This is a genomic window from Paratractidigestivibacter faecalis, from assembly GCF_003416765.1.
In the GTDB taxonomy this organism is placed as follows: Bacteria; Actinomycetota; Coriobacteriia; order Coriobacteriales; family Atopobiaceae; genus Paratractidigestivibacter; species Paratractidigestivibacter faecalis.
Genome location: NZ_QSNG01000001.1, coordinates 300,802 through 327,780, shown reverse-complemented (window position 1 = coordinate 327,780; position 26,979 = coordinate 300,802). Strand labels below are relative to the sequence as shown.

Annotated in this window: 18 protein-coding genes; 2 read left to right on the top strand and 16 right to left on the bottom strand. The window is 65.1% G+C overall.

The window, feature by feature from the left end; all coding sequences use genetic code 11:
• Positions 1-54: 54 nt before the first annotated feature.
• From ygfK to DXV50_RS01345, 3 genes are all read right to left on the bottom strand, one after another.
• Positions 55-3,057 carry a putative selenate reductase subunit YgfK gene (gene ygfK / locus DXV50_RS01355; protein WP_117204435.1) on the bottom strand — a complete coding sequence of 1,001 codons (3,003 nt, stop codon included), beginning with the start codon at positions 3,055-3,057 and terminating at the stop codon, positions 55-57.
• Positions 3,058-3,201: 144 nt separating this feature from the next.
• Entirely contained in the window at positions 3,202-4,554 is a 1,353-nt protein-coding gene (ssnA, locus tag DXV50_RS01350) for a putative aminohydrolase SsnA (protein ID WP_117204434.1), read from the bottom strand.
• A 97-nt stretch (positions 4,555-4,651) separates the two neighbouring features.
• The gene (locus DXV50_RS01345; RefSeq protein WP_117204433.1) at positions 4,652-6,232 is read right to left on the bottom strand and encodes a uracil-xanthine permease family protein; all 1,581 of its coding nucleotides are present in this window, start codon (positions 6,230-6,232) and stop codon (positions 4,652-4,654) included.
• Between the two features lie 474 nt (positions 6,233-6,706).
• Here DXV50_RS01345 and DXV50_RS01340 point away from each other — a divergent pair, with 474 nt between their 5' ends.
• Together DXV50_RS01340 and DXV50_RS01335 are read left to right on the top strand one after the other, a co-directional pair.
• Positions 6,707-7,366 carry a helix-turn-helix transcriptional regulator gene (locus DXV50_RS01340; RefSeq protein ID WP_117204432.1) on the top strand — a complete coding sequence of 220 codons (660 nt, stop codon included), beginning with the start codon at positions 6,707-6,709 and terminating at the stop codon, positions 7,364-7,366.
• Between the two features lie 12 nt (positions 7,367-7,378).
• Positions 7,379-7,732 carry a hypothetical protein gene (locus DXV50_RS01335; RefSeq protein ID WP_117204431.1) on the top strand — a complete coding sequence of 118 codons (354 nt, stop codon included), beginning with the start codon at positions 7,379-7,381 and terminating at the stop codon, positions 7,730-7,732.
• Between the two features lie 146 nt (positions 7,733-7,878).
• On the opposite strand, the gene DXV50_RS01330 is transcribed toward DXV50_RS01335, so the two are convergent.
• The 13 genes from DXV50_RS01330 to DXV50_RS01260 all read right to left on the bottom strand — a co-directional run bounded on the left by DXV50_RS01330 (position 7,879) and on the right by DXV50_RS01260 (position 26,656).
• Positions 7,879-9,042, bottom strand: coding sequence for a phosphoglycerate dehydrogenase (locus tag DXV50_RS01330; RefSeq protein ID WP_117204430.1), 1,164 nt, complete (start codon positions 9,040-9,042; stop codon positions 7,879-7,881).
• Positions 9,043-9,167: 125 nt separating this feature from the next.
• Positions 9,168-10,184 carry a YitT family protein gene (locus DXV50_RS01325; RefSeq protein WP_232817417.1) on the bottom strand — a complete coding sequence of 339 codons (1,017 nt, stop codon included), beginning with the start codon at positions 10,182-10,184 and terminating at the stop codon, positions 9,168-9,170.
• Between the two features lie 101 nt (positions 10,185-10,285).
• The gene (locus DXV50_RS01320; protein WP_117204429.1) at positions 10,286-11,368 is read right to left on the bottom strand and encodes an AAA family ATPase; all 1,083 of its coding nucleotides are present in this window, start codon (positions 11,366-11,368) and stop codon (positions 10,286-10,288) included.
• A 159-nt stretch (positions 11,369-11,527) separates the two neighbouring features.
• Positions 11,528-12,322 (bottom strand): ABC transporter ATP-binding protein, encoded by a 795-nt coding sequence (locus tag DXV50_RS01315; RefSeq protein WP_117204428.1) that lies wholly within the window; start codon positions 12,320-12,322, stop codon positions 11,528-11,530.
• The gene (locus tag DXV50_RS01310; protein WP_117204427.1) at positions 12,315-13,238 is read right to left on the bottom strand and encodes an ABC transporter permease; all 924 of its coding nucleotides are present in this window, start codon (positions 13,236-13,238) and stop codon (positions 12,315-12,317) included. The genes DXV50_RS01315 and DXV50_RS01310 overlap by 8 nt, the downstream gene beginning before the upstream one ends.
• A 9-nt stretch (positions 13,239-13,247) precedes the next feature.
• Positions 13,248-14,216, bottom strand: a complete 969-nt coding sequence (locus DXV50_RS01305; protein WP_117204426.1) for an ABC transporter substrate-binding protein — start codon at positions 14,214-14,216, stop codon at positions 13,248-13,250.
• A 159-nt stretch (positions 14,217-14,375) separates the two neighbouring features.
• On the bottom strand, positions 14,376-15,932 hold the full coding sequence (gatB, locus tag DXV50_RS01300; protein WP_117204425.1) for an Asp-tRNA(Asn)/Glu-tRNA(Gln) amidotransferase subunit GatB: 1,557 nt from the start codon (positions 15,930-15,932) through the stop codon (positions 14,376-14,378).
• Positions 15,932-17,425 (bottom strand): Asp-tRNA(Asn)/Glu-tRNA(Gln) amidotransferase subunit GatA, encoded by a 1,494-nt coding sequence (gene gatA / locus DXV50_RS01295; RefSeq protein WP_117204424.1) that lies wholly within the window; start codon positions 17,423-17,425, stop codon positions 15,932-15,934. Before gatA ends, gatB begins: the two co-directional genes overlap by 1 nt.
• Entirely contained in the window at positions 17,425-17,739 is a 315-nt protein-coding gene (gatC, locus tag DXV50_RS01290) for an Asp-tRNA(Asn)/Glu-tRNA(Gln) amidotransferase subunit GatC (RefSeq protein WP_117204423.1), read from the bottom strand. The genes gatA and gatC overlap by 1 nt, the downstream gene beginning before the upstream one ends.
• Positions 17,740-18,236: 497 nt before the next feature.
• Positions 18,237-19,145, bottom strand: coding sequence for a class C sortase (locus tag DXV50_RS01285; RefSeq protein WP_157966945.1), 909 nt, complete (start codon positions 19,143-19,145; stop codon positions 18,237-18,239).
• A gap of 187 nt (positions 19,146-19,332) precedes the next feature.
• On the bottom strand, positions 19,333-21,105 hold the full coding sequence (locus DXV50_RS01280; RefSeq protein ID WP_117204421.1) for an isopeptide-forming domain-containing fimbrial protein: 1,773 nt from the start codon (positions 21,103-21,105) through the stop codon (positions 19,333-19,335).
• Positions 21,106-21,243: 138 nt separating this feature from the next.
• Positions 21,244-22,923: an isopeptide-forming domain-containing fimbrial protein gene (locus tag DXV50_RS09505; protein ID WP_198666372.1), complete on the bottom strand. Its 1,680-nt coding sequence runs from the start codon at positions 22,921-22,923 to the stop codon at positions 21,244-21,246.
• A complete protein-coding gene (locus DXV50_RS01260) occupies positions 22,916-26,656 on the bottom strand; it encodes a Spy0128 family protein (RefSeq protein WP_232817416.1) in 3,741 nt (1,246 codons plus the stop codon). The genes DXV50_RS09505 and DXV50_RS01260 overlap by 8 nt, the downstream gene beginning before the upstream one ends.
• Between the last annotated feature and the right edge of the window lie 323 nt (positions 26,657-26,979).

Sequence of the window (26,979 nt, the reverse complement as noted above, 5' to 3'; positions counted from 1 at the left end):
GCAGCCGGCGAGAAGGACGTGCCTCTCGCCGGCCGCGCGGGGGACTACCTGAAGCTACTTGGCAAGCAGGTAGGCGTAGGAGTCACGGACGGCCTTGATGGTCAGGCGGACCTCCTCGGGCAGACCGCAGGAGGCGTCGTCCACGTCGTAGGCGCCGGTGCAGAAGGCCAGGCGGACGAGGAAGCTGCCGTCAGGCTGGGCAAGGAAGCCCTGGTTGGTGGAGTTGCCCATGTCCTCGGCACTCCAGAACAGGGTCAGCTTGTCCTTGAACGGACGGCCGCTCCACGGGCAGAACACGGCGCAGTTGCCGCACTCGTTGCACATGCCGTCCACGTGGACCACCTGGTGCTGGGCCAGGCCCGGCACGGTGATGGAGACGTTGGCGCGGTTGGGGCAGACGTCGCAGCAGGCCTCGCAGACGGTGGCGCAGCCAAGGCAGCCGGAGCTCTTCTGGCAGCCGGCGCAGCCCAGGCGCAGGTCGCCCTTGCGCTCGTAGCAGTCGGACTCGTGGCCGGCGCGGACGTTGGCGGCGGCGTACTTAGAGAAGTCCACGCCGCACATCTTGCGCGCGACCTCCTGGGCGTCGGCGATGGCGTCCACGAAGCGGGCGGGACCACGGCGGCAGTCGCCTGCGGCCCAGACGCCCTCGACGCCGGTCTCGCAGCCAGCGGGACGGCCACGGCGGTCGGTCTGGACGCCGGCGGCCTCGTAGATGCCGGCCTCGATCTTCTCGCCCACGGCGCAGATGACGGCCGTGGCCGGGACCTCGAGGGTCTTGCCGGTGGCCACGGGGCTCCTGCGGCCGGACTCGTCAGGCTCGCCGAGCTCCATGACGTCGCAGGTCAGAACGCCGTCAGCCACGCCCTTGGGGGCGAGCAGCTCGCAGAGCTCGACGCCCTCGGAGAGGGCCTCGGCCAGCTCCTCCTCGTCGGCGGGCATGTAGCGCTTGGTGCGGCGGTAGACGATGCGCACGTTCTGCACGCCCGGGAGGCGCTTGGCCACGCGCGCGGCGTCCATGGCGGTGTTGCCGGCGCCGACGATGACGACGTCGGTGCCGAGGGTGGAGAGGTCCAGGCCGGACTTGGCGGCGGCCAGGAAGTCAAGGACGTCGATCTCGTCGCCATACTCCAGGCCGACGTGGCCGGGGGCCCAGGCGCCGGTGCAGACCACGACGTCAGAGTAGCCGTCGGCCTTGAGCTCGGCCACGTCGGTCACCTCGACGCCAAGCTTGACCTCGGCGCCAAAGGCGCGGCAGAGCTCCACGTCACGGTCGATGTCCTCGTCGGAGATGCGGAAGGCCGGGATGATGTGGCGGGCGACGCCACCCAGGCTCTCCTTGCGCTCGAAGATGGTGACCTTGGCGCCGGCGCGCGTCAGGAAGAACGCGCAGGCCAGGCCAGCCGGGCCGCCGCCGATGACGGCGACATTCTTGCCCTCGGCACCCGGGACGGCCTGGGCGCCCTCGGCCTTGATGGTGGCGAGAAGCTCGTCGATGCCGCCGCGGGCGGCCTTGAGCTTGGAGGCGCGGATGGCAGCGCCCTCGGGCTCGTAGAAGGCGCGCATGCACTTGGTGCCGCAGGGGTGCGGGCAGAGGTTGCCGGTGATGAAGGGCAGGGCGTTGCGCTCGGCGATGATGGCCAGGGCGTCGGCCAGGCGGCCCTCGTCAACGGCGGCCAGGTAGGCGGGGATGTCCTGCTCGATGGGGCAGCCGTTGCGGCAGGGGGAGGTGAAGCAGTTGGTCAGGGGCAGCGGCCAGTCGAGCTTGTGCGCCGGGGCCGGCTTGATGGGCTTGGCGTACTTGTGGTCGGTTGCGACCGACTCGTCCAGCGCGACCACGGCGGCGACGTCCACGTCGGACTTGCGCTCGACGCCCTCGAGGACGTGGGCGATCTGGCTGAAGCGCTCGTAGCCGCCGGGCTTCAGGACGGTGGTAGCCATGGTGATCGGCCAGATGCCGGCGCCGTAGAGGCCCTTGATGTTCTGGGCGTCCGCACCGCCGGAGTAGGAGATGCGCAGCTTGCCGTCAAACTCCTCGGAGATCTTGCGGGCAAGGTGGATGGTGAGCGGGAAGAGGGAGCGGCCGCTCATGTACATCTCCTCGCTCGGGAGCTCCTTGCGGGTGACGTCGACGGGGAAGGTGTTGGTGAGCTTGACGCCGAACGAGAGGCCGCGCTCGGAGGTGAGCTTGATCAGGCGCTCGAACATCGGCACGGCGTCGGCCCACTGGAGGTCCTCACGGAAGTGCCTGTCGTCAAAGGCGATGTAGTCAAAGCCCAGGCCGTTCAGGCGCTCGCGGGCGTAGTCGTAGCCGAGCAGAGTCGGGTTGCACTTGATGTAGGTGTTCAGGCCCTTCTCGGTGATGAGGTAGGTGGCGATGCGCTCGATCTCGTCGGGCGGGCAGCCGTGGAGGGTGGACTCGGTGACGGAGGCAGAGACGTGCGGGCTCACGGAGTTGACAAAGTCCGCGTCCACGTTCTGGAAGCGGTCGAGGTTGGCCAGGGCCCAATCGCGGCACTCGGCCCACACGTCGGTACCGGAGGCGTCCTTCATGCCCTCGATGTAGGCGTCGACCTTCGGGCTCTTGATGCCCTCGAGGTCGTAGCCGACCGACATGTTGAAGACGAAGCCGTCCGGGTCTCCCAGGCCAAGCTCGCGGGCCAGCAGCTTGCACGCCCACCAGGCCTTGATGTACTCGCTCATGGCCTGCGGCACCTCGAGCTCGGTGGACCACTCGCAGTTGTAGCACTCGTCCTCGGCGACGATGCAGGGCTTGGCCACGCAACGGGAGAGCTCCTCGCCGTCCATCACCTGGACGGTCTTGAGCTCAAAGAAGCGGGAGCCTGCAACGTAGGAGGCCACGATGTTCTGCGCGAGCTGGCTGTTGGGGCCGGCGGCCGGACCAAAGGGGGTCTCGATCTTCTCGGCAAAGATCGGCTCGGCGCCTCCCTCGTGACGAACGATCTTGCGAATGCCGAAGATGCTTCCCTTCTCGGCGTTCTCGGTGAGGATCCAGTCCATAAGCTGCGCGAACGGGATCGGCCTCATGATGTCGCTCATAAAGAGCTCCTCTCCTGTGCAACCGAGACCGCGCGGTTGCACGCGTTTGTGCCACGTCCCCCTAGACGTGACGCCTGCGGCCCCGCGGAGGCCGCGAAGCCGACGGGAACGCTAGCCCCGTCGGCGAGAAAAGCGTGTTGGTTCCTAGTACTCGCGCTCGTTGAGCGTGCCCCAGAGCTTCTTGGACTGCTCCATGGTCCACGCGTTGATGCGCTCCTCGTCGATGCCCACGAACTCGCGGTCCTTGTAGAGGACCTTGCCGTCGATGATGGTGGTGCGGCAGTTCTTGCCCATCATGCCAAACAGCATGTGGCCGTCGATGTTCTCGTCGGAGAAGGGCGTGAAGGGCTTGTAGTCCATGACGATGACGTCGGCGGCGGCGCCGGGGGCGAGCTTGCCCACCGTGCGGCCGAAGTACTTGGTGGCCATCTTGGGGTTGTTGTCGAAGAGCATGGACATGTCCTCGCACCAGCCGACGTTGGGCATGGCGGCGTTGTGGCGCTGGATGATGAGGAAGACCTTGAGGCTCTCGAGCATGTCGTGGGTGTAGGCGTCGGTGCCCATGCACACGGGGATGCCGCGGCGGAAGAACTCCAGGACCGGGGCGCAGCCCACGGCGTTGCCCATGTTGGACTCGGGGTTGTTGACGAGCCAGGTGCCGGACTCCTTGATGATGTCCATCTCGGCGGGGGTCACGTGGATGCAGTGGCCGAGCATGGTGTCGGGGCCGAGCAGGTCGTGCTGGAGCAGGCGCTCGACGGGGCTGATGCCGCCGCGGTTCTGGCGGGAGTCCCAGACGTCGTTCATGCCCTCGCAGACGTGGATGTGGAAGCCGGTGAGGGCGTTGTTGGCCTCGGCCATCATGTCCATGGTCTCGTCGGAGAGCGTGAAGGTGGCGTGTCCGCCGAACATGGCGGCCACCATGTGGTTGCCGTCCTTGCGGGCGTCGGCGGCCCACTTGGCAAAGTCGGCGTTCTCCTTGATGGACTCGTCGCGCTTCTGGGCGCCGCGGCGGTCGGAGACCTCGTAGCACAGGCAGGAGCGGATGCCGCACTCCTCGGCCACGTCCTTGATGGCAAAGAGGGAGCCGGGGATCTCGCAGAAGCTGGCGTGGTGGTCGAAGATGGTGGTCACGCCGTCGCGGATGGAGTCGAGGATGGTGGCGTAGGCGCTGGCACGGGTGCCGTCCAGCGTGAGGTTGTCGTCGATCTTCCACCACTGCTGCTCGAGGTTCTCGAGGAAGTTGGTGGGGTTGCAGCCCTTGATGGCAAGGCCACGGGCGAGGCCCGAGTAGATGTGGGTGTGGCAGTTGACCAGGCCCGGCATGATGACGCCGCCCTTGGCGTCCACGTAGGAGGCGCCGATGGCCTGGGCCTTGAGGTCAGCCTCGGGGCCGACGGCGACGATGGAATCGCCCTCGATGAGGACGGCGCCGTTCTCGATGTAGGGGTTCTCAGGGTCGCGCGTGATAACGCGACCGTTACCGACGAGAAGCATCTTGACTCCAATCTCTTGTTGGGGTGCCGCGGTACCCATGGGGCCCGTGATGCAACCGATGGTCGGAAGGGGGCAAGCGGCTCCCCTCCCCTAAAGCCTAGTTCTTGTCCCGGGACTCCGCAGGCGAGAAGTCCTTCTCGCCCCCATTGCCCTCCTTGCCCTTCTCCTCGAAGGTGGCCATGCGCTCGGCGGCGTCGAACATGACGCCCACCTCGCCGACCTCCTCGTCGGAGCGGGTGACAGCCTCGAGGGTGTCCACGTCGGAGGCGTTTGCGTCCACGACGGCCGCAGCCTCGACGCGCAGGTCGTTGGGGGCGTTGGTGTCGCTGGGCAGGGGCACCTCCTCCGGGGGCAGGACGTTGTTCAGGATGATGGCCATGACGGCGCAGGGCGTGATGGCGGAGGTGGCGAAGATGGTGGAGATCCAGTCGGGCATGCCGGCGCCGGACAGGCACCCGGACACCTGGGAGATGCCCAGGCCGAAGGCCACGGAGACGCCGAAGACCGTGCAGGAGCGCGGGGTCAGGCCGTCGCGGACGAGCATGCGGATGCCGTTCAGGGTGATGGTGCCAAAGACCGAGATGGTGGCGCCGCCGATGACCGGCTGCGGGATCATGGTCAGGACGCTCGCGAGCTTGGGCACGAAGCCGGCCACGGCAAAGATGGCCGCCGCGAAGACGAAGACGAACTTGTTGATGACCTTGTTGGAGACGATGATGCCCACGTTCTGGCCGAAGGCGGAGGTGGGCATGCCGCCGAAGAGCGAGGACACGATGGAGACGGTGCCCTGGGCCATAAGGGCGCCGGAGAGCTCCTTCTCCTCGGGCAGGCGGTCCATGGAGCCCAGGGTGGCGGCGGAGAGGTCACCGATGAGCTGGACGTTGGCCATGATGTAGACGACGGCGATGGTCAGGCACGCGGCGCCGTTGAACTCGATCTTGAAGGGCATGAACTGCGGCAGGGCAAACCAGGCGGCGTTAGCGACGCCGGAGGGGTCCACCATGCCAAGCGGGATGGAGATGAGGCAGCCGGCGATCATGCCAAAGAAGATGGCGCCGAGCTTGATGACGCCCTTGCCAAAGTTGGAGAGGCCGAAGACGATGGCGAAGGTCACCAGGCCCACGAACCAGCTCTGGAAGGAGCCGAAGATCGGGGAGCCCACGCCGCCGGCCATGTACTTGATGGCCGTCGGGTAGAGCGAGACGCCGATGGTGAAGATGACGGTGCCGGTGACCAGCGGCGGGAAGAGCTTGCGAACGTTCTTGAAGAAGACGCCGAAGAGGATGGCTACCACGCCGCCCACGAGCTCGGCGCCAAGCAGCGTGCCAAAGCCGAACTCGAAGCCGATGGCCTGGAAGGCCGGCAGGAAGGCAAACGAGACGCCCGTCAGGATGGGCAGGTTGGAGCCGATGCGCCCGAAGAGCGGGAACTGCTGGAGGAGCGTGTCCAAGGCCGTCAGGATGAGGGCCACCTGGATGATGGCGGTCTCCTGGGCCTCGGTGAAGTGGCAGGTGCTGGCAATCATCATCGCCGGGGCGATGGCGCCGGCAAAGCATGCCAGGACGTGCTGCAGGGAGCACGGCAGGAGGTCCTTCAGGGACGGGACACCCTCGCGCTGGAACAGCAGCGGGGACTCAGCCTGCTCCTTCTCGACGGTGGTCTGGGCTGACTCACTCATGCAGATCCTTCTCTCTCCTCATTAGGCCTCTCAGACGCAGGGCCCTTCTGTGCCGGGCGCGCCCCTCGCGGCGTCCAGCAACGTTGGTCACATTCTCCCCGACACGCGCGCGAAGCGAAACCGGCAGACGGTCAGCGAAACGTCGGTCTAACAAATTGTTTTGATTGAAAACAGATTGTAATAACTGCGCGTTTATCTCGGCGGACAACGCTCTGGCGGCAGTTGTGGTATTCGGCGAACGGTAGATGGCACGGCGTTCTCGCGCCGCGAGTGGTCACAAGGCGAGAAGACCAGGGGCCGCGGGGTCGGGCATGGACGTTGTCCTGCCGTGAGACGATCGCATTACAAACATTTGGTTTGTTACACAAGTCTGACTTACGAGCAGGTTGTTGGGGTATCTTTAAGAACCGCGCCGCGTGCGTTTCTCGCTGGCGCAAACAAAGATTCTGACGACCACGGACCACGGGGTGACGCATGCAGGAATCCCAGCTCGACTTCTACAAGCGCCTGGCGCACGCCATCGCCCTCCAGTTTGGCGACGGCTGCGAGGTCGTGGTGCACGACCTTCAGTCCGCAGACCCGGACCACTCCATCGTGGCCATAGAGAATGGCCACGTCACCGGCCGCAAGCTCGGCGACGGCCCCAGCCACGTGGTGCTTGAGGCGCTGCACGCCGGCCCCCACAAGCTGGAGGACCGCCTCTCCTACCTCACCAAGACGGCCACGGGCAAGATCCTGAAGTCCTCAACGGTCTTCATCCGCGACGACGGCGGCCGCGTCATCGGCATCTTTGCCATCAACTTTGACATCACCGTGCTGCGCGCGGCGCAGAGCACCATCAACTGGATCTGCGGCACTGAGGCCGACGCCCCCAAGGAGCCCGAGCCCATCGTGCGCAACGTGGCCGACCTGCTGGACGACCTCATCGAGCAGAGCGTGCAGCTGGTGGGCACCCCGGTCACTCTCATGACCAAGGACGACAAGGTCCGCGCCATCCGCTACCTCAACGACACGGGCGCCTTCCTCATCACCAAGAGCGGCCCCAAGGTGTGCAAGTACTTCGGCATCTCCAAGTACACGCTCTACAACTACCTCGACGAGGCAAAGAGCGCCTCTGCCGCCTCCGCCGAGTAGAGGGAGGACCACGTGACCAGCAAGGATATTGCCGAGAAGATCGTGGAGGCCGTGAAGGCGGCCCCCGAGGTGGCCCAGCAGCTCATTGCAGACCCGCGCGCCGCCGTCGCGCGCGTGACCGGTGCCGCGGAGGGCTTTGACCTCACCGAGGTTGTCCAGGAGGCCCTCGCGCTGGCGGCAGACCTCAGGCTCGACCTCTCCTGCGTTGACCTGGGCAAGCTCGACCTCAGTCAGATCGACGTGGCAAAGCTCGACCTCGTGCGGCTTGCGAGCGTGGCCTCCGCCTGCAACGTTGACATGACCAAGCTCGACATGGGCGCCGTCACCGCCAAGCTCCTCGGCGGCGGGCTCTTCAGGAGGAAATGAGACAAAGGGACAGTCCCTTTGTCTCATTTGTCAGAAATACCGACCTGGGTGTTCCCGAAAGGACGCCCAGGTCGGCATTAATCGTCTCTTGGCGAGAAAAACCGACTTGGGTATTGGTCGACGCATACCCAGGTCGGTTTTCTCGCCTACTTGATCACGCGGACGCGGTAGACGGCCGGAATCTCCTTCAAGGCCTCGATGGTCTTGGACTCCAGATGCTCGTCGGTGTCGAACATGGTGTAGGCGTTCTCGCCGGCAGACTCGTTGACCATGCGCTGCACGTTGGCGTTGTCGTGCGCCAGGACGGCCGTGATCTGGCCGATCATGTTGGGCACGTTGGCGTGGAGGCACGCAATGCGACTGGCCGCGCGGGCCTTGCCCATGGAGCAGGACGGGTAGTTGACGGAGTTGGCGATGTTGCCGTTCTCCAGGTAGTCCTTGAGCTCGGAGATCGCCATGTCGGCGCAGTTGGCCTCGGCCTCGCCGGTGCCGGCGCCGGAGTGCGTGGTGATGAAGGTGTTGGGCATGCGCACGGTCTTGGGCGTGGCAAAGTCGCACGAGAACCAGGAGAGGCGGCCGCCGCGCAGCGCCGCGTCGACGGCGTCCTCGTCGATGATGGTCTCGCGCGCGAAGTTGATGAGAACCGCGCCCGGCTTGAGGAGCCCCAGCTGGTCAGCGCCAATCATGCCCATGGTGTCGGGCTTGGAGGGCACGTGCAGGGTCAGGTAGTCGCAGTTGCGGCAGAGGTCCTCGAGGGTGCCCACGCGCTGCACACTCTGGGAGAGCGCCCAGGCGTGCTCGACGGAGATGAACGGGTCATAGCCAAAGACGTCCATGCCCAAATCGACGCAGGCGTTCGCCACCTTGGAGCCGACGTTTCCCAGGCCCACCACGCCAATGCGCTTGCCCTTGAGCTCGTGGCCGACGAAGGCCTTCTTGGCCTTCTCGGCGTCGACGAGGATGTCCGGGTCGTCCGCGTGGGCACGCACCCACTCCATGGACTGCACCACGCCGCGGCTGGAGAGGATGAGCATCGCGATGACGATCTCCTTGACCGCGTTGGCGTTGGCGCCCGGGGAGTTGAAGACCACGACGCCCTGGCGCGCGTACTCCTCCACCGGGATGTTGTTGACGCCGGCGCCGCAGCGGGCGATGGCACGGATGGAGGGCGGCAGCTCGTAGCCGTGGAGGTCGGTGGAGCGCATCAGGATGGCGTCGGCCTCGGAGACCTCGGACACAATCTGGTACCCCTCGCCGAACTCTACCTGGCCGTCCTTGGTGATGTCATCGATGGTCTTGATGCGGCGCATGCACTTCTCCTTTGGCTGTTCGCGGGATGTGGGCTGGCGTTCAGACCAGCATAGCCCGCGCTCGCCACCTGCCACCGAGCCGCCCCACGACGGAAACATCCCCGCCCGCAAATTGCGAGGGGCCGCTAGTTGATGCCGCGGAAACCTCGGCCGATGATCTCGGAGCTGCTGGTGATGGTGATGAAGGCGCCGCGGTCGATGCCGCGCACGTAGAGGCGCAGCTCCATGGCCTCTCGGCGGGTGAGCACCGTGGTCAGGATGATGACGCGGCGGCCGGAGTAGGCGCCCCAGCCGGTCTGCACCGTGGCGGTGCGGCCGAGCTTGCGGACGATGAACTCCTCCACCTCATGCGGGTACTTGCAGATGACCTGACAGACCTTGCGCTGGCGGATAGACTCGATGGCCGTGTCCACCACAAAGGTCTTGGCCACCAGGCCCAGGATGCACCACAGCCCGGTGCGCGGGCCGTAGATGACCGCCGCGGCACACACGATGGCAATGTCCACGGCAAACAGGGCCTTGCCAATCTCCACGTCCGTGCGCTTGCGCAAGATCATGGCCAGGATGTCGGTGCCGCCCGTGGACGCACCGATGTCAAAGACAAGGGCGCTTCCCAGCGCGGGGAGAAGCACGGCAAAGCAGACGTCCAAGGTGAGGTCTCCCGTGATGGACTGCGTCACCGGGAAGATCCACTCGAAGAGCGAGACGTACGCGGAGAGCGCGATGGAGGCAAACGAGCTCCAGATCATGGCCTTGCGATCAAGGAGCACAAAGCCCAGGATGACGAGCGCCACGTTGAGCACCCACATAAACGATGAAACCGGAAGCTGCGGAAAGAGCGCTCCCAGGACAATGGCCACGCCCGTGGTGCCGCCAAAGGCCAGGTGGTTGGGCGTCTTGAAGAGCACCATGGCCACGGCCGTGAGGATGAGGCCGACGTTGAGCATGAGGAAGAAGGCGACCTTGCCGTAGCCCTCCGTGCGGTGCTCGGCCACCTCGTCGCTGCGGCGGGCCTCTTCCTCGGTCTGGTCCTCGCAGACGGGGGCCAGCGGGTCTCCCTCGTAGGCAACCCGGTAGCTGTCGGGCGCAATCTCCTGGATGGGCATCTGCTCGTGCTCGGCCGTCGCCGTCTGTGTGGCCACGCTCTTCTCCCCTGCGTCTTGGCGTTTGTCCGCGCGACAGTCTAGCAGGGTGCGCACGACACCGCAGCACGAATCAGCAGATTCACCGGGGACTTACGGATCTACTCCCGCTCGGCCATATGGGCGAGAAGATATTCGCGCATATAGGGAATGGCGAAGTTCACAAGTCCGTATTCCGGGGACTCTACGATGGCCGCATCGATTAGACGCTTGCGGTAGGAGCTCACGCCACTCGGCTCGACACCAAGACGCTTCGCAACGGCACCCGATGCCACGGGCCCCTCCCCGCACCTGGCCATGGCAACGAGGTACTCGAGCTGTCTCTGCGAAACCCTTCTGAGAGCAGGAGCAATGACCATATTGTCGAAACTCTTCCGTGCAATCTCAACGCCCCTCTTGGCGTCCTCAAGAGTGACCTCGCTTGAGTCCCGACGGCTTGACGCCTGCCAAGCATAATAACCAACAAGCTGCACCATAAAGGGGTAACCGGCAGCAGCACTCACCAGCAGCTGCGCGGCCTCGTCGCCAATTGTGCGGTTGCCCTTCGCCATTGTCTCCTCAAAGGAATCGCCGACCTCGTAGTCAGAGAGGCGCGTCAGCTCCACGTGCTTCGCGCGCTGCAGGAACGTCAGCGTCTCATCAACAACGACGCCATCTATGGAAGCTGGCAGTCCCGCGAAGGCAAAGGCCACATTTGCGCCTTGTCGAATAAGAAGCTGTATCTCATTGCCTAGCTCTCGCATCTCTGCAAGCGAGGCGTCCTGGATTTCATCGACGGTGATGAGAAGGCCGTGACTTCTTGAGGCCTCGAACATGGCTTCGCCAAGCTGGGTCGCGGACCTTGAAACCTCGATTGACCCAAGGCTCATCCCAAACATCGAAGGAGAAACGGTAAGCCCGCTGACCTCGCGCCGCCTCGTGAGCGCACCGAGAATGCGGTCGCAGAACCCAGCATTGGCGGCAACGTCAACAACCTGAAAGCCGCGAGAGCGGGCGACGTCTCCAAGCGCATTGAGAAGAACGGTCTTGCCCACCCCTCGGACGCCCGAAATGCGCATGAGGCGATCTGGGGCACCCGGTCCATTGTCCAACGCATCCCTGAAGTCGCCGAGAACCATGTCACGGCCAATGAGCTCGGGCGGGTTCATTCCAGCCGTTGGCTTAAACGGATTGATCTCTCGCATCAGACCTCCCCCAACGCCTTTCGCAACGCATCCTCATTTTGAGGTTTAGCAAGATTAGCAAAGATTAGCAAGATAAGCAAAGGTTAGCAAGATAAGCAGAGGCCCCACGTCCGTTGCGGACGTGGGGCCTCCAAGGGCCGTCAGGTTGTCTGCACCGTCCTAGCCCAGCAGCATCCTGTCGTTGTCCAGGGCCGAGCCGTTGACCTCCTCGAACTTGCGGAGAAGGTCGGACACGGTGAGGGACTTCTTCTCGTCGCCGGAGACGTCGTAGATGACGCGGCCGTCCGCCATCATGATGAGGCGGTTGCCCAGGCGGATGGCGTCGGTCATGTTGTGCGTGACCATGAGGGCGGTGAGCTTGCGCTCGGAGATGATCTCCTCGGTGAGCTCGAGCACCTTGGCCGCGGTCTTGGGGTCCAGGGCCGCCGTGTGCTCGTCGAGGAGCAGCAGCTTGGGCTCGGTGAGGGTGGCCATGAGCAGCGTCAGGGCCTGGCGCTGGCCGCCGGAGAGCAGGCCGACCTTTGCGTCCAAGCGGCTCTCCAGCCCCAGGCCAAGGCGGGCGAGAAGCTCGGGGTACTCGGCCCTCTCGTCCTTGGTGACGCCCCAGGCGAGGCCGCGGCGCTTGCCGCGGCGACGGGCCAGGGCGAGGTTCTCCACGATCTGCATGTCTGCGGCGGTGCCGCGCATGGGGTCCTGGAAGACGCGGCCCAGGTACTTGGCGCGCTGCGACTCGGAGAGGCGCGAGATGTCCTTGCCGTCCAGCTCGATGACGCCAGAGTCCAGCGGGTAGACGCCGGCGATCATGTTGAGCAGCGTGGACTTGCCGGCTCCGTTGCCGCCGATGACGGTGACGAAGTCGCCGTCGTTCAGGGTGAGGTCGACGCCGGTGAGGGCGCGCTTCTCGGTGACGGTGCCCTTGTTGAACGTCTTGGTGACGTGCGAGAGCCTAAGCATCCGACTCATCTCCCCTCGTGTACGAGCTGCGCAGCTGGTAGCGCTCCCAGACCACGGGCACGCACAGCGCGAGCGCGACGATGATGGCGGAGAGGAGCTTCATGTCGTTGGCGTCCATGCCCATCTGCAGCACGACGGCGCGGATGAGGAAGTACACGATGGAGCCGATGACGGCCGCGGCCAGGCGCGCGCCAAACTTGGAGAGGCCGCCGGGAAGCAGGCGCCCCAGTACCTCACCGATGACGATGGCGGCCAGGCCGATGACGATGGCGCCCGTGCCCATGCCGATGTCGGCGTACTTCTGGCTCTGGCAGATGAGACCGCCGGCCAGGCCGACGAGGGCGTTGGAGACGATGAGGGCGATCATCTTGGTGGCGTTGGTGTTCTGGCCGAGGGCACGGATCATGGCCTCGTTGTCGCCGGTGGCGCGCAGGGCACTGCCGATCTCGGTGCCAAAGAACCAGTAGAGGGCCAAGACGATGAGGACCACCAGCACGGCGCCCACGATCATGGTGACGGTGCTCTGCGGCAGGCCCGTGACCGCGGAGATGCGCGAGAAGATCGTCTCGTTGGCAAGCAGCGGCGTGTTGGACTTGCCCATGATGCGCAGGTTGATGGACCACAGGCTGATCTGGGTGAGGATTCCCGCGAGGATGGCCGGGATCTCGAAGACCGTGGCCAGAAGGCCGGTCACGGCGCCGGCCACGGCACCGGCGAGCATGCCCACGAGGACGGCAACCACCGGGTCTACGCCCAGGTTGACCACCAGGACGGCCACGACGGAGCCGCCGAGGGCAAAGGAGCCGTCGACGGTCATGTCGGGGATGTCAAGCAGACGGAAGGTGATGAAGACGCCGAGCACCATGATGCCCCAGAGGATGCCCTGGGAGACGGCGCCTTGAAGTGCGACGAGCATGCTTGCTCCTTAAGCGTCCAGCGCGGAGAGGTCCACGCCAATTGCCTGGGCCATCTCGTCGTTCTTGACCACGACGAGCTCGGAGGTGGAGAGGTGCTCGATGGCCATGTCGGCGGGCTTGGACTCGCCCTTCAAGATCTTGACGGCCATCTCGCCGGCGACCTTGCCGAGGTCCTTGTAGTTGATGGAGAGGGTGAACAGGCCGCCGGCCATGCACATGCCCTCCTCGCCGGTGACGAAGGGAAGCTTGTTCTCCTTGCAAATCTGGCCCACCTGGGCGGCGCCGGCCGCGATGGTGTTGTCGGTGGGGGCGTAAAGGGCGTCCACCTTGCCCACCGCGGACTCCACGACGGACTGGATCTCGTTGGAGCTGGAGACGGCGTACTCGGTGTACTCCAGGCCCAGGGCGTCGAGCTCGTCCTTGGCGGCCTTGATCTGGATGTCGGAGTTGGACTCGGCGGAGCAGTAGAGAAGGCCGACCTTCTTCACGTCGGGCAGGACCTTCTGCATCATCTCGAGCTGCTCGGCGACGGGCGTGAGGTCGGAGGAACCGGTGACGTTGGTGCCGGGCTTGTCGTTGTCCTTGACCAGGCCAGAGGCGGCGAAGTCGGTGATGGCGGTGCCGACGATGGGGATCTCGGTGGTGGCGCCGGCCGCGGCCTGGGCGGCGGGCGTGGCGATGGCGAAGATCAGGTCGACGCCATCGCCCACGAACTTGGAGGCGATGGTCTGGCAGGCGGACTGGTCGTTCTGGGCGTTCTGCTGGTCGATGGAGACGGAGAGGCCGGAGGCATTGACGGCCTCGACGAAGCCCTCGTTGGAGGCGTCCAGGGCAGCGTGCTCGGTCAGCTGGACCACGCCGATCTTGTAGGTCTTCTCGCCAGAGGCAGAGCCGCCGTTGGAAGAGCCGCAGCCGGCCAAGACGGCGGTGGCGGCAATGCCGGTACCCGCGAGGAAGTTCCTTCTGGTGACGTTCATGTTCTTCTCCCCCTGTTGGATGGAAATAGCGATGCGGATCAGTTTAGCGCTCGGGCGGCGCGCGTTGCCCAGCGCCGGCAAAAGCGTGCGCGTACGGTAACAAGAGGGGCGGCGAGAAGCACGCGCCTCTCGCCGCCCCCTAAGCGCCATGCGGAGACGCTAGCCCAGCTTCTGGGCGAGGAGCTGGTTGAAGAGCTTGGGGTTGCCGGAGCCCTTGGCGGCCTTCATGCACTGGCCGACGAGGAAGCCGATGACCTTCTTGTTGCCGTCGTGGTACTGCTGGACCTGGTCGGCGCAGCGGCCCAGGACCTCGTCCACGATGGGCTCGAGGGCGCCGGTGTCGGTGACCTGGCGCAGCCCCCGCTCGTCCACCACGCGCTCCGGGTCGTCCTCGGTGCCGTTGACGGCGTCGAGCACCTCGCGCGCCTGCGCGAAGGTGATGGCGTCCTCGGCAAGAAGCGCGGAGATGCTCCTGACCTGCGTCGGGTTGAGGGCGTCGTAGCTGGGGACGAGGTTGACCATGACGTTTGCCACGGTGGGCACGGCCTTTGTCGGCGCGCCCTCCACGGCCTTCTCGAAGAAGTCGGCCACCTTGGGGTCTGCCGCGAGCTGGGCCGCGTCGGCGCGCTTGAGGCCGAAGTCGGCCATGTAGCGGTCGCGCTTGGCGTCGGGCAGCTCCGGAATGCGGGCGCGGGCGGCCTCGATGAACTCGTCGGTGAGGTCGAAGGGCGCGAGGTCCGGGTCCGGGAAGAGGCGGTAGTCGTCGGCGGTCTCCTTGACGCGCATGACGATGGTGCGCTTGCGCGAGGGCTCCCAGTGGCGGGTCTCCTGGTAGATGATGCCGCCCTCCTCGAGCACCTCGGCCTGGCGGCAGATCTCGTACTCAAGGCCGTCGTGCAGGCTCTTGAAGGAGTTGATGTTCTTGAGCTCGGTCTTGGTGCCCAGGCCGGCGGTGCCGCGGCGGCGCAGGCTCACGTTGCCGTCGCAGCGCATGGAGCCATTCTCCAGAGAGCAGTCGGAGATGCCCAGCGTGAGGAAGGTCTGGCGGAGCTTCTCCATGAAGAGGCGCGCCTCCTCGGGCGTGCGCAGGTCGGGCTCGGTCACGAGCTCGATGAGCGGGGTGCCGCAGCGGTTGTAGTCAACGAGCGACTCCGTGGCGCTGGCGATGCGGCCCTCCTCGCCGCCCACGTGGACCATCTTGGCGGCGTCCTCCTCCATGTGGATGCGGAAGATGCGGATGGGCGTGGTGTAGGAGCCGTCCGCGGCCTTGTCCACGACCACGGGGGCCGCAGCCTCCATGCCGCCGGGGGCCACGTTGCCGGTCTCGACGTGGTCTGGGCGCTCCTTGGCGCCCTCGCCGGAGACCTCAAGGTCAAGGTGCCCGTACATGCAGAAGGCGACGGGACCCTGCGTGGTCTGGAAGTTCTTGGCCATGTCGGGATAGAAGTAGTGCTTGCGGTAGAACATGGAGTGCTTCTGGATCTGGCAGTTGGTTGCCAGGCCCGCCATGACGATGGACTCGATGGCGCGGCGGTTGGGCACCGGCAGCGCGCCGGGCATGCCCAGGCAGACGGGGCACACGTTGGTGTTGGGCGCGTCGTCGTGGGAGAGGCGGCAGTTGCAGAACATCTTGGTGTCCAGAGCCGTGAGCTCGGTGTGGACCTCCAGGCCAATGACGGCCTCCCAGTCCCTCAGGACCTCCTGGAGCTTCTTCACTAGAGCTCACCCCCCTTCCCGGCAAAGCCGGGCGCGACGCCGCCGGCGGCGTCGAAGCCGCGCTCGATGGCGCGGGCGAACTGCAGAAGCGAGCGGTCCTTGAAGGCCGGGCCCTGGAGCTGAGCGGACACGGGCAGGCCGGACTTCTCGCCCAGGCCCAGCGGCACGGAGACGCCGCCGTTGCCGGCGATGTTGTTGGAGATGGTGAACATGTCCGACGCGTACATCTGCGTGGGGTCGCTCATCTCGCCGAACTTGAAGGCCGTGCGCGGGGACGCCGGCATGAGGATGACGTCGCAGCTCTCGTAGGCGCGGGCGTAGTCCTGCGTGATGAGGGTGCGGACCTGCTGGGCCGGGTAGTAGTACTTGTCGTAGGTGCCGGAGGACAGCAGGTAGGCGCCCAGCATCTGGCGGCGCTTGGCCTCCTCGCCGAAGCCGTGCGCGCGGGAGAGCGAGGTCTGCTCGGCCAAGGAGGCGCAGCCCTGCTCCTGGTAGCCGTAGCGCACGCCGTCAAAGCGGGCCAGGTTGGAGAAGGCCTCGCAGGGGGCTATGACGTAGTAGGCCGCAATGGCGGAGGCCAGGTTGGGAAGCTCCACCTCGACGATCTTGGCGCCCTGGTCGGCCAGGGCGCGGGCGGCGGACTCCACGGCGGACTTGACCTCGTCGGTGAGGCCGGCGGCCTCCATGAGCGCGGGGACCACGCCGACGACGCGGCCCTCGACGGGGTCCTCCAGGTGCTCCAGGAAGTCAACGGCGCAGTCCTGGGAGGTGGAGTCATACGGGTCTCGGCCGGCGCCCACCAGGGCGTTCATGGCAAGGGCCACGTCCTCCACGCGGCGGCCGAAGGGGCCGACCTGGTCAAGGGAGCTGCCGAAGGCCACCACGCCATAGCGCGAGACCGCGCCGTAGGTGGGCTTCATGCCCACGACGCCGCAGAGGGACGCCGGCTGGCGGATGGAACCGCCGGTGTCGGAGCCCAGCGAGAGCGTGACCTCGCCGGCGGCCACGGCCGCGGCCGAGCCGCCCGAGGAGCCGCCGGGCACGCGCGTGACGTCCCAGGGGTTGTTGGTGCGGTGGAAGGCCGAGGACTCCGTGGAGGAGCCAAAGGCGAACTCGTCCATGTTGGCCTTGCCCATGGGCGTGGCGCCCGCGTCCAGCATGCGCTGCACGCAGGTGGCTGTGAAGGTGGACTGGTAGCTCTCCAGCATCTTGGAGGCGCAGGTGGTGCGGGTGCCCACGAGGTGCATGTTGTCCTTGAAGGCCACGGGCACGCCCGCCAGGGGGCCGAGCTTCTCGCCTGCCGCGCGGGCGGCGTCGGTGGCGGCCGCCGCGTCAAGGGCGAGGTCGGCCGAGACCTCCAGGAAGGCCTGGACCTCGGGCTCGCGGGCGTCGATGGCCTCAAGGGAGGCGCGAGCCACGTCGGTGGCGCTGAAGTCGCCGGCGGCGACGCCCGCGGCAATCTGGGCCGCGGAGAGGGTGTCGAGGTTTGCCATTAGCGGTCTCCCCCCTCGGCGCCGAGGATGGACGGCACGCGGAAGTAGCGGTCGCGGGAGGCGCCGGCGTTTGAGAGCGCGACGTCGATGGGCAGGGCGCGCGGGTCGTCCGCAACGTCAGCGCCCATGACGTTGGAGAGGTCTCCGATGGGGTGGAACGTGGGCTCCACGCCGTCAAGGTCGTACTGGCGAATGGGCTCGAGAAGCGCCACCGCGTCGTTCATGTAGGCGGTCATCTCGTCAAGCTCGGCGTCGGTCAGGGCGATGCGCGCGTAGTCGGCGATGCCCGCGACGTCCTCTCTGCTGAGAGCCATGGGTCCTCCAATCTTGCAGGTTTAGCCTTGCCATTCTACGGCACGGCCCGGGCGGGTCCGGCCGGCGCGCCCGCATGGACCCCCAGCGGCAACATTGGCGAGAAGGGCGCGATGTCGGCGGAGGCGGTGCTGCTCAAAAGCGCGTTCCGCTGGAAGGCCTTCCTGCGCAAAGGAGGCATTTCTCGACATTTGCGCACTTCTCCCCTCCAGTGGAAGCGATTCTTGAGCGGAAAGGGGCCTTTTTTCCTGCCGCTTAAAAGCGCGTTCCAGTGGATGCCAAATCTGAGCGGACAAACGGCGAGGCGTCCAGCCTTACCAAACCCAAAGGCTGGCGTAAGGCGGGGCCATGGGCTGGAGGCGCCGCAAGCGGGATGCTCTTCTCGACAGATGGAGGCGAGAAAGGAGAAGCCCATGAAGAAGATCATGTTCGTCGCGCTGGTGGTGCTGGCTGGCCTGGCCGTCATCCTGGACGACGGCCGCCCGCGCACGCGGCGGCGCTAGGCTCGCGCAGCAGCGCTCCGGCGGCGACGTCGGCGGAGCCGATGGATGGCGACGTCGAGGACGACCAGCGCCAAGGCGACAACGACGACGAGGGCCGCGACCTCGCGCTTGCCCCAGTGCCGCGCCGAGAGGCTCTTCTGCTCGGCCACCTCCTGCTCGACGTACTCGGTGCGCTCGCAGTGGACCAGCAGCCGGTGGTCGTTCACGCCATAAGGCGTGCAGGTCACGAGCGTGAGTTTGTCGGCCCCCGGCTCGAGGCCGAGTGAGTCGACCTCATCGGGCCACACGACCTCAGAGCCCGTTACCTTGTACGCGAGCGTCTGGTTCATGGTGTGAAGAAGGACAAGGTTGCCCTCTTTCAACGCATGGATGTCGTCGAACATGCTGAGATTGCGCATGCCGGAGTGGGCCGTGAGCACACAGTGCGTGGATGCCCCGCCCACGGGCAGGCTCGTTCCCTCCAGGTGGCCAACGCCCGCCATGAGCACTTCTTCGCTCGTGCCGTGGTAGATGGGCATGCTCACGTTGATGGAGGGAATCTCGACCCAGCTCATCATGGGGTCGCGGTCGAATATGAGCTGCTGCTCATAAGGCTCAATCTCGTCGGCGGGAAGCTCGGGGGCAACGCCGGCGAGCAGCTCGTTATATGAGCGCGCCTGGAGCAAGATTCGCTCTCGCTCCTCCTCGGAAAGGGCGTCCACCGTGCTAGACACGGCGCTGATCTGGTTGAAGACGCCTGACGCCTCGAGCCGGTCGAGGACCCAGGGCCATATCATGAGGCCGACGCCGATGAGGATGACGGCCATGGTGATGAGCCGGTCAGCCCAGCGCGGCAGGCGTCTGCGGCGCTTCTTGCCGCTTGGGGCGGGAGCTCCCGTCGAGTTGCGCTTGTCTTGGTGTTTCATCGGCTCGGCGCCTCCGACGTCGGTCGCAATGGACATGTGGGTGGTGCTGACGCGCAGGCGACGGCGCGCGTCGGGCAAAAGGCACGCCGTCGCCCAAAGAGCGAGGCCCCGCGGATCGAAGCCGCGGGGCCTCGCCTCGCAAAACAGCAAGAAGCCCGCTCAATACAGCGGAATGTCGAGGAGAAGCTTACTCCTCGGACTCCTCGCGGCGGCCGCGGACGAGGTGCGCCACGCCGATGACGAGCACCGCGCCGCCCGCGACCCAGGTGAGCGTCACGCCGTTAAGGCCGGTGATGGGAAGGTCCACGGACTTGGCGTTGCCGACGTTAATGGTGACCTCGCCGGTGGCGGCGTTGGTGCCGGTGCCATCCTTGCCGGTCAGCTCATGGTCCCCAACAGTGCCGTCGAGCGTGCCGAAGGCGATGTCGGTGCGGCCCTTGTCGGCCTCGGAAACCGACGCCGTAAGGCCCGTCACCTTCATCGCCTTATCGTCATACTTCGGCTTGATGGTGAAGGTGAAGGGGTTGGCCTTGGTGTACTTGGATTTGTCGGGAGTCTGGACCTCGGTCACCTTGTAGGAGCCGGCGTCGAGGCCGGAGACGGCGATCTTTCCGTCGCTTCCGGACGTGAACTTCACGTATTCGGGGAGGTTGTTAGCGTCGGCGACGGCCACGAGCTGGCCCGCGACGATACCCTTGGCGGCGTCCGCCTTCGAGGCAACGTACTGCCCCTCGGTGTTCGCATCATCGGACTGGATGGTGAAGACGGCGCCCGCAAGGCCCCTCTCGGTGCCCTGGTCGACCTTGTTGAGGTTGAGCTTGAACGCGAAGTCGGCGACGGTATCCTCGATCGTCTCGCCCGTGCCCTCGGCATACGGGTTGTTGGAGTACTCGAGCTTGACGGTGTTGGGGTTACCGCCCTTGTTGCCGTCGGTTACGTTGCCGATCACGGCGTTGCCGTTGAGCTTGGCCTTGTAAAGGACAACGATCTTGGTGTCGGCGTTCACGTCACTGACGTCCTTGAGGCCCTTCTTGCCGTCGCCGACTTTGAACTCGACCGTCAGCGTGTTGTTGTCGAAGGCCACGTCGTACTTGCTCGCGTCGATAGAGGAATAATCGTTACCGTTCAGCGCGTACACCTCGACCGAGCCGCCGAGATAGTCGAGGCCGTCGGAAAGCACGTCCGTGAACTTGTAGGCATAGGTGTCGAAGGTGGCGTAGTTGCTGGCGATAGTGCCGGTGAGCCGGTAGTTGATCTCCTGGCCGATCTGGGAGTCGGCGACGTCCTTCCATTTGTCAGAAGTCTTGGGATCCACGACGGCGGCTTCCGCGTCGTCGAGGACCTTCTTCTCGACAGTGGGCACACCCTTCTTTGGCTTGACGGTCGTCGCGCTCACGCCGTCGATCACGGCGTACACGGGAGAGGTGAACGCGTCGGTTGACATGCCGCCTGGGGTGCCGGCGGTATCGGTAAGGAATAGCCAGTAGCCAGCCTCAAGGTCGGAAAGGGACGCATTGCCCTTAGTCGTGGTACTCCAGAGGTTGCTGGCTTTCAGGTTGGCGGCAATCATGCTCAGGACGTCGTTGCTCGCGACCATCGTGCCGGTCCCCGGGAACCCCCCAGCGTTGACGTTCAGCCAATCGGCCGCATCCTGCGCGTTCTCGCCGGCAAAAGATGCATCCTTCGCCTTGATGGCATCCAGCACGGCTTTCTTGGCATCGTCGTTGGCCCACTCGATGTTGCTCACCGTCTGGGCCCCGCCGGTCGTCGCGACCTTTGCCTTGAAGATCTGGATGCCCTTATAGGTCGTGGACGCGGCGTAATCGTCGTCCACGAACGTGACGGTCGACCCCGTGTCCGCAAGCGCCATGACAGCGGGCGCGACGACGTTGCCGAGGGCCATCGCCGCGGTGAGGCCCGCCGTGACGGCGACGCGGGCGAAGTTCGTGCTGGTCTTCATGTTTGGTTTCTCTTTCTATGAGTGTTGCTGATGGGTATGCGCGACCCGAGGGCCGCCCTTTGAGACGAGCATTTGAATCAGAGCGGGCAGCGATGACGCGGCTACGGTGGGGCCAGCGCGGCAAAGGAAGGGAAGTGGCTACTCATCACGGCGATTCCCTCTCCGCCCAAAGAGGCGCGATGCTGCTGCAAGCAGGCCACCGGCGCAGGCAAGCATGAACGCGGCTGCGAGGCTACCGTCGTTGGTCTTGGGAAGAAGCCCACCGAGCCACTCGATCGGGCCCTTGGGCCTGCGAGAGTTCAGGATCGTCGCCTCCGCGGCACCCGAGGCGGCGTCCGCCTCGTCTACGCGCAGCGGCTCGGCGGCGGACACGGTGAGCGTGGGCCTCGCGGCGGCGACCTGCTGGACATCGAGCCCCTCGACCGCGAGGACGAGCTCCCGCGCGCCCGCGAAGCCGACGTAGCCCTCAGGAGCCGCGACCTCCTCGACCGTGAGCACGCCGGAGTCCACGCCGCCCATCGTCACGCGCCCGTCGGCACCGGTGGTGACGGTCACGTCGCCCTCGGCCCACGACCCGTCGGCGGCAAGCCGGCGCCCGCGGTCGTCGGTGACGCGCAGCACGGCACCCGAAAGCGGCGCCTGATCGTCGCTTGCGCGCTTGGTGAGCGCGAGCTCCCAGGTGTAGGCGGTGGCGCGGTCGCTCGGGGTGCGGGTATAGCCGCCCTCCCCGCCTTGGTCGGAGAAGGGCGAGCGCGGGTAGCGCAGGTACACCTCGTTGGGGTTGCCCTTCTGGATGCCGCGGTTGGCGCCCGCGCGCAAAGGCGCGTTGTAGACGACGACCACGCGGGCGCCGGCGGCGAACTTCTCCGCGCCGCCGAGCGCCGCGATCAGGTCGCCCGTCCGCACGGTGAAGGTATTGGCCGTGGAATCGACCGCGACGTCGCACCCGGAGGTGATGTCTGTCCAGCCGTCCGCGGGCTCGGCGCCCGCAGAGCCGCCCGCGACGGTGACCGCGTCGAATCCGCCGCTAGTTCCCGCGGCCACGTAGACGCGCGCGCTCGAGGCGACCTTGGCGGGATCGAGCCCCGCGCTCATGGCGTCGGCGAACTCTACCGTGTACGCGTCGTAGCCGGCAAGCCCCGCCGGGATCGTCGCGGCGAGGCGCCAGTAGAGGTCGTCGCCCACGGTGGCGTCGGCGGCCTTGCTCCACGCGCCGTCCGAGTCCTCGAGCACGTGCTTGCAGACCTCCGGGATCGCGGCCTTGGGCGCTACGGTGACCGGGGCTCCTCCCACCAGCGCAAATATCGGCGCCGTGCCCGCCTGGGACTCGCCAATGGCGCCGTCATCGGCGACGACGAGCCAGTACCCGGCGGGAAGCTCCGCGGCGTTGCCCACGGGGATTGTGACGGGCTCCACACCGGCCGCTCGAATCGCGCGGGCAAGCTTCATGGCGAGCGATGGGGTCATGTGCCCGTCGGCGTCGAGCCACTCTGCGGCGTCTTGGGCGGCGGCGCCCGAAGCGTCCATGCCGGCCTCGCGCATCACGAGGAGCGCGGCGTCGCGCACGGAGTCGCTCGCCCACATCACATCGGAGGCGACCTTGTCTCCCGAGCCGCCGTCCGCGACCTCAGCGTCAAAGAGCCGGTACGCCTCGTAGGCGTCCGCGACCGTGCCCGACACCGTGAGGGTGCCCGTCGCGGCGTTGCGCGCGGAGGAGGCTATGGCCGCTTTCGCGAGCATTGGCACAAGCGTCAGCCCAAGCACGCAAAGAAGGGCGACGAGCCCGCGGAAACGGGACGTGAAGCCGCGGTTACTCACGACTCTCCCCTCCCTTCTTTGCGCCGGTGCGATACAGGTGCATCCGGACGGCCACGATGGCAAGAAGCACGGAGCCGGCCAGGTAGGTCGCCGTCGTCCCCGTGCGGCCAGCGGCAGGCAAGGAGGTCGAGTACTTGTTGGTAAAGGTCGGCGAGGTTGAGGAGCCGTTGTCGTAGGTGACGGCGGCTTCGAGCTTCCCCTCGCCATTGGTCACCGTGACCATGGCGTCGTGCTTGGTCGTGTCGTAGGTGATGTGGTCCTTAACGTTGTTCTCGGCGTCCTCAGGGACGACCTCGGAGATCGTGTAGTGGTACTCGCCAGCCTTGTTGTACTCGACGTGGAAGGAGACGTTGCCATCGGCGTCGTTGGTCACCGTCTGGAGCACCTTGCCGTCACCGTCCTTGAGCACGAACGAGAACTGCCCCGCTTTGAACACCCCGCCTTGGAGTTCCTTCTTTGCAAGGATGTCGGCCGAGCCCGTCAGGCGGCCGTCGTAAATCCAGATCTCGTCCTTCTTTGCGTCGTCGATGATCTCCGCGTCGCCGACGATGTTCCTTGCCTTGGTAAGCGCTTCTTGGTAAACATCGTCGCTCGCATTGCCCTTGAGCATGATCCAGGTGGGCTCGGCTGCGGCATAGCCCTCAGGCGCCCCCGTCTCTACGAGCTGATAGAGCACGCAATCGGCCATCGCATTGCCGCTCGTGCCGAACGAGATCTTGCCGTTGGCATTGGTCACGTCGGTCTGGAACCGTGTCCTCGCGTTCTCGACGCCATCTGTGGCGGCTCGATCCACATCCACCTTGTAAAGCGCGAACTCGGCGCCCTTGAGCGTCGCGCCGACCTGCTGGGCGTCGTACTTGGTCATCGTAATGCCGAAGCCATTGCCGCCCGCGGTTGCGGAGGCACTCTTCACGGTCCATAGTTTCTCATCGGTCGCCAAGCCCTCCGTCACGCCTGTGAGCCTGGCGGTATTGGAAAGAGAAACCTTGTCGCCGGGGTTTCCGCTCGGGATGACCTCGTACTCGACCTTAAGGTACTTATTGTCGGGCACCGTGAGGGTCAGGCGCGTGCGCGTGCCCCCGTCGCTTTCGACCTGCTCCATCTTTGACGAGTAGTCGTTCTTGGAAAGTTCCTTCCAAACGACGTTTCCCCCCTGCTCATAGACCTTGAGCGTAGACGGCACCAGCGTGCACTTGGCATCCATGACGTCGACGAGCTCGAGGAGGTCGCTTGCGGCCATGAGGTCGACGGCCGACTCGTTGATTAAGATGGTGTACTTGATGCGGTTGCTGTTGCCCAGCTGCTCGCTGGTCTTCTGGATCACGTTGTTCTTGATGGTGACGGTGCCGCTGCCGGAGTCGAACTTCTTGTCCCCTGACTCGGCACTTGCCGAGTTGGTAAACTTCACCTCGTTTGTGGTGGCATCGTGCGCGCCGCGCTTGACCGCCGTCTTGTACGTGAGCTTGGCATAGCCGGCGAAGTTGCCGAGCGCTGTCGTGGGGATAGAGAAAGTGACCGTGTTGCCGGAGCCACTGATGTCACCGGCGGCAAGAGACTGATCCGAAACGACCGTCTTGGCCTCGCTTCCGCGACCAAGCCCCGTATGTTGATCGTAGGGGTTCTGCACGAGCGTGTACTTTGCGGAGCCCGAAACATAGCTCATGCCGTCCGGGAGGGTATCGACTATGTTCAGCGGCGCGCCGTTGAACTTTCCGGCGCCGTAGTACTCGAACTCGCCATTTGCGCCTTTATTGCCCTTCTGGCGATTCGCGTACACCGTCCAGTCGACGACCCAGGCCCCCTTCTCGTTCGTGCCGTCGACGGCGCTCCAGTCGAAGTCCCCATCCCAAGTCACCTTCGACTCCGCCTCCGGCTTCTCGACCGCCGGAGTCGCCTCTTGGTTGACAACGTACATGACGGGGTCGGTGTACGGTCGCTGAAGTTTCAGGCCCGGCGCGCCGACTGACGCGAAGTTCGAATACCAGCCCGACAGCGCATCTGACGTGGTGGTGTAGGTGACGACGGCGTAGTCCTCGTTCTCGAGGGCTGCCTTCACCTTGTCGTTAACGTAGATATTGAGGTCGTAGTTTTTCTTTGTTCCATTACCCGGATAGCTGGCCGTTGGACTCCAGTCGGCGCCCCGTACTAGCACGGTATCGCCGATTTTAATGGTAATGGAGCTTTCGTCGACACCGAGTTTCTGCGACCACGCCGACTGAAACGTGTCGTACACCCTCACCCATTCCGGATGGACCGCATTGACGATGGCCTTCAGCGCGACACGCGTCTCCCACGTCGCCCTGCCCGTCGTCGCGGCTTCATCGGAGCTCACGAGCCTCTTGGTGATCGGCGTGCCGGCCAGCTGCGGCGTGAACGAGCCTTCGCCGGCGCCGGAAACGGAGCCCTCGCGCTCGATGGTCGCGTTGTTGCGCACGGTGTCGTAGGAGGTCGCGTCGTTCATCTTTGTGTGATAGACGATGCGATAGATGGCGTACTTGTCGGCAAGGTCGGTCGGGAACGTGTAGGTAAACGTGTTCTGCGACGGATCGAGCCCGCCGGTCGCAAGAACCTCCAGCCCCGACCCGCCCTTGTAGACCGTGTAGTTCCCCGTATACGTCTGCTTGCCGTCCAGAGTGTCGGTAAACACGTAGCCGCTCATGTCGGCCTTGAGCTCGCCTCGGTTAAGGGTAACCGTCCACGTGATGTCGGACGGCGCGCCCGAGCCGTTGGATTTGTTGATTATGTCGTAGCGAAACTGGCTGGGAGCGGCCGTGGCCGAGTTGCTCTTGCGGTCGTCGGGGCCGCCCCACTCCCACGTTGCCGTGTTCTTTGAGGCGTCCTGGCGGTCGATGAACTCGCCGTTGTTAGCGGAAACGCCGCTCTTCAGCTTCGTCTGATAGGCGATCGTGTGCTCCCCCTGGGAAAGGTTGCCCAGGGTGTCGAGAATCGCGGTCTGGCCGTTGATCGTCGGCTGCGGGTCGAGCTTCTTTCCGTCGAGCATGAAGCTGCCGGCCACAAAGTCGAAGTTATCGCCCAGCGTATCGGTAAACTTGACGTTCGTGGCGTACGACTCGACATTGAGCTTGACGGTCCAGTCAACCTTGGCGACACCGTCAGCGCCCTGGGAGAAGGTCCCCGATTTCGTTCCCGTGAGGTCGCCGTCCTTGGTGGGGATCACGATCGACCCCGCACCGGGGAACTCGATGGACGCGCCGCCGCCTGAACCGCTGCCCGTGTTTGCAAGATGGAACGAGAAATTCGTCGCGACATGGATGTCCGTGGGGTTCGACGCAAGCCAGTTCTCGTCAAACGTATAGATAATCTTATTGTTTTCGATCTTCCACGTACCGGCTTTTACAGCGTCGGCGCCCGTGCCTTCCATAATGTCGCCACCGGCGTTGTCGTCGACGACGATGGTGACGGGAAACTCGTAAATGGCGACATTTTTCCCGGGCAAAGGCACCTTGCCGGTCAGGAAACTCGCCGAGAAGGCCCCATAGAAGCGCGAAGTGGACGTCACGGGGGCGTCGAGCACCTGGGTGTGGTACTCGTCGGTAAAGAGTTTGAACGTGATGTCCGCCGTGTCCGCATTGATGAGAATCGGCTCAGACACCCCCCCCGGCGCATCCTGCGCATGCACGGGAGACGCGACGCTGCGTAGACAGAAAACCGCCAAGACAGCGAGAACTGTGGACAGGACGAAGCGCACAGAGTGGCTACGTTTAATCTTCATAGTCGAACCCATCGAAGAGAAGAGAGAAACCTATGCAGACTCCCTCGGCACACCCGCGGCAATCTGTATACAAATGAAGAGACTACACCCCCCCCCGGCGCTTTTGCTACTAGAAAAACGCTAGCCAACAGAATCAGTTGTTCAATGCGTTCAAACTTTGTTTATTTAGCTATTTATATGCTGATGTATATACAGCAACCGCCCAAAGAGCCTGTATCGACCGACGGCTTTCCCTCGCCGAAAGGACTCCTCAAGAAAGCACGAAACAACACCTGGGGGCCTTTTGGCCTTCGCATTGTTTGCCGCAAATTTCAGGCCAAACA

Coding starts and splice junctions, on each gene's coding strand:
- DXV50_RS01330 (WP_117204430.1), bottom strand. CDS start 9,042: ATGCGCCGCATCAAGACCATCGATGACATCACCAAGGACGGCCAGGTA.
- gatC (WP_117204423.1), bottom strand. CDS start 17,739: ATGGCTCTCAGCAGAGAGGACGTCGCGGGCATCGCCGACTACGCGCGC.
- DXV50_RS01340 (WP_117204432.1), top strand. CDS start 6,707: ATGCAGGAATCCCAGCTCGACTTCTACAAGCGCCTGGCGCACGCCATC.
- DXV50_RS01315 (WP_117204428.1), bottom strand. CDS start 12,322: ATGCTTAGGCTCTCGCACGTCACCAAGACGTTCAACAAGGGCACCGTC.
- DXV50_RS01280 (WP_117204421.1), bottom strand. CDS start 21,105: ATGAAGACCAGCACGAACTTCGCCCGCGTCGCCGTCACGGCGGGCCTC.
- DXV50_RS01345 (WP_117204433.1), bottom strand. CDS start 6,232: ATGAGTGAGTCAGCCCAGACCACCGTCGAGAAGGAGCAGGCTGAGTCC.
- DXV50_RS01285 (WP_157966945.1), bottom strand. CDS start 19,145: ATGAAACACCAAGACAAGCGCAACTCGACGGGAGCTCCCGCCCCAAGC.
- DXV50_RS01260 (WP_232817416.1), bottom strand. CDS start 26,656: ATGAAGATTAAACGTAGCCACTCTGTGCGCTTCGTCCTGTCCACAGTT.
- gatA (WP_117204424.1), bottom strand. CDS start 17,425: ATGGCAAACCTCGACACCCTCTCCGCGGCCCAGATTGCCGCGGGCGTC.
- DXV50_RS01310 (WP_117204427.1), bottom strand. CDS start 13,238: ATGCTCGTCGCACTTCAAGGCGCCGTCTCCCAGGGCATCCTCTGGGGC.
- DXV50_RS01320 (WP_117204429.1), bottom strand. CDS start 11,368: ATGCGAGAGATCAATCCGTTTAAGCCAACGGCTGGAATGAACCCGCCC.
- ygfK (WP_117204435.1), bottom strand. CDS start 3,057: ATGAGCGACATCATGAGGCCGATCCCGTTCGCGCAGCTTATGGACTGG.
- DXV50_RS01305 (WP_117204426.1), bottom strand. CDS start 14,216: ATGAACGTCACCAGAAGGAACTTCCTCGCGGGTACCGGCATTGCCGCC.
- ssnA (WP_117204434.1), bottom strand. CDS start 4,554: ATGCTTCTCGTCGGTAACGGTCGCGTTATCACGCGCGACCCTGAGAAC.